The sequence below is a fragment of the Loktanella sp. IMCC34160 genome (genome assembly GCF_004145845.1).
GTDB lineage: Bacteria > Pseudomonadota > Alphaproteobacteria > Rhodobacterales > Rhodobacteraceae > SELP01.
The window spans coordinates 1-2,603 of record NZ_SELP01000014.1; the positions used below are offsets into that span (position 1 = coordinate 1).

Sequence of the window (2,603 nt, forward strand, 5' to 3'; positions counted from 1 at the left end):
GTGGCGGATCAGTAGGCTGGCGCGACCGCGCGCCCCTCCCGTGCCGCTGTCATGCAGGCCAATGCGATTGCGAGTGCGGCGCGCCCGTCCTCGGCTGTGGCGGAGGGTGTTCGGTGGGTTGTGACTGCGGCGTGGAACTCGTCGAGCGCATTGTAGAAGGATTGGTCATAGCGTTCGAGGAAGAAATGCTTGAGCGGTTCCAGCGCCTCGGTCCGGCGGCTGTCCCAGCGCAGCAGGTTGTCGTCGCGGTGGTTGCGGGTCTGGACCATGCCGGTGTCGCCGAAGGCCTCCAGCCGCTGATCGAAGCCATAGGCGCAGGCCCGCGAGTTGTTGATATGCACCAGCGCGCCCGAGGGCATTTTCAGCGTGGTCATGGTCATGTCGAAATCGCTCTCGGCGCCGATCTGCGGGTCGAACATGCAGGACCCGGCGGCCATGACCTCGACCGGGCGTTCGCCGGCGATCCAGCACAGCAGGTCGATGTCATGGATCGTGGCGTCGACGAAATACCCGCCCGAGGCGCGGACGTAGTCGATGGGGGGCGGGCTGGGTTCGCGCGACCAGCTCATCAGCATGTTCAGGCGGCCGACCTCGCCCGACCGGACCGCCTCGCGCAGGGCGGCGTTGTCGGGGTCGAACCGGCGGTTGAAGCCCAGCATGAAGGGCACCGGATGGTCGCGCAGCGCGGTCATCGCCCGGTCCACCCTGTCCAGCGACTGATCCAGCGGCTTCTCGCAATAGATCGGCTTGCCGGCCTTCGCCGCCGCCTCGATGTAGTCGACATGGGTGTCGGTCGGCGTGGCGATGATCACCGCATCGACCGCAGGGTCGGCCAGCACCGCATCCAGATCGTCCATCGGACGCCCGCCATATTGATCCGTCGCCCTGGTGGCGGATGCGATCCGGGGGTTATAGATCACCTCGAGCCGCAGGCCGGGGTGGGCGTTGATCTTGGGCCCATAGACATGGGCCATGCGGCCGGTGCCCATCAGGGCCAGTCCAAGCGTCTGCATCAGGCGTATTCCCTTGCGTCCTCAACGATCATCGCGGCGGCCTTTTCGCCGATCATGATCGAGGCGGCATTGGTGTTTCCGGTGACGATGCGCGGCATGATCGAGGCATCGGCCACGCGCAGGCCATCGATCCCGTGGACCTTCAGGCGCGGATCAACCACCGCGTCCTTGCCCACCCCCATCTTGCAGGTTCCGACCGGGTGCAGCAAGGACAGGCCGTTGGCGCGGCAATAGTCCAGCAAGTCCGCGTCGGACTGCACGTCCTTGCCGGGCGCCAATTCGTAATCGACGCAGTCGGACATCGGCGCGGTGGCCGCGATCCTGCGCCCGAACTGCAGGCCCGCGATCGCCGCCCGCTGGTCGGCCTCGTCGGCGAAGAAATTGAATTGGATCTCCGGCTTGTCCGTGGGAGCCGGGCCGGAGATCCGGACATGGCCGCGAGAGTTCGGGCGCATGTGTTCGGCAAGGATCGTGAAGCCCGAGAACGGGTGCGGCTTGAGCTGTTCATCGGTGCACCAGGCCATGAAGGTGACCATCATGTCGGGCCGGTCGATCTCGGGTCCGGAGCAGATGAAGGTATTGGAATAATTGCCATTGTCGGCAAAGGGCCCGGTCCGGAAGATCAGGTGCCGCAGAAGCTGCAGCCCGCCCTTGAGCTTGTTGTTGTAAAGGTCGTTGACGGTCGAGCGCACGGTAGAGCGGTATTCGGCGCCGATGCCGAAATGGTCCTGCAGATTCTCGCCCACGCCGGGCAGTTCATGCAGCACCTCGATCCCGTGCTGCCGAAGCACCGCGCCAGGGCCGATCCCCGACAGTTGCAGAAGCTGCGGAGAGTTGAACGTGCCGCCGCTGAGAATGATCTCGCGCCGGGCCCGGGCCTCGTGGCGGCCGCGCCGGTCGGTCCAGCGCACGCCGGTCGCGCGGCGGCCCTCCAGCACGATGCGCTCGACCATCGCGTTCAGGGTCAGGTCGATATTGCGCTTGGCCGGGCCGCGCAGATAGCCCGCCGCCGTGCTCCAGCGCATGCCGTTGCGGGTCGTGGTCTGGACATAGCCGGTGCCTTCCTGCTGCGGGCCGTTGAAATCGTCGTTGCGGGGCACGCCAAGCGCCTCGGAGGCGGCGTGGAAGGCTTCGCCAAGGGCATGTTCGGTGCGGATATCCGACACGGCGACAGGGCCGCCGGTGCCGTGGTATTCGCTGGCGCCGCGTTCCTGGTCTTCGCAGGATTTGAAATAGGGCAGCACGCCGTCCCAGCCCCAGCCGGTGCATCCCGCCGCTTCCCATCCGTCGAAATCCTGCGGCTGGCCGCGCATGTAGATCATGCCGTTGATGGCCCCGGTCCCGCCCAGAACCTTGCCGCGCGGCTGGAACAGGCGGCGGCCGTTCAGATGCGGCTCCGGCGCGCTCTCATAGCACCAGTTCACCGACGGATTCGCGTAAAGCATCGAATAGCCCAACGGTATGTGGATGAACGGATTGCGGTCCTTGCCCCCGGCCTCCAGCAACAACACGCTGAACCCAGCCTCACCAAGCCGCCCCGCAACAGCACAACCCGCAGAGCCAGCCCCGATCACGATGTAGTCGTATTCC

Annotated in this window: 2 protein-coding genes; both read right to left on the reverse strand. The window is 66.1% G+C overall.

Annotated features, from left to right (window positions below):
• Positions 1 to 8 precede the first annotated feature (8 nt).
• A complete protein-coding gene (locus EU803_RS18415; RefSeq protein ID WP_242494417.1) occupies positions 9 to 1,013 on the reverse strand; it encodes a Gfo/Idh/MocA family oxidoreductase in 1,005 nt (334 codons plus the stop codon).
• The coding region (locus EU803_RS18420; protein ID WP_129685602.1) for a GMC family oxidoreductase N-terminal domain-containing protein at positions 1,013 to 2,603 on the reverse strand (1,591 nt) is incomplete at its 5' end. The genes EU803_RS18415 and EU803_RS18420, both read right to left, overlap by 1 nt.

Excerpts from the sequence above, each read along its gene's own strand:
- EU803_RS18415 (WP_242494417.1), bottom strand. The coding sequence starts at position 1,013 with ATGCAGACGCTTGGACTGGCCCTGATGGGCACCGGCCGCATGGCCCAT.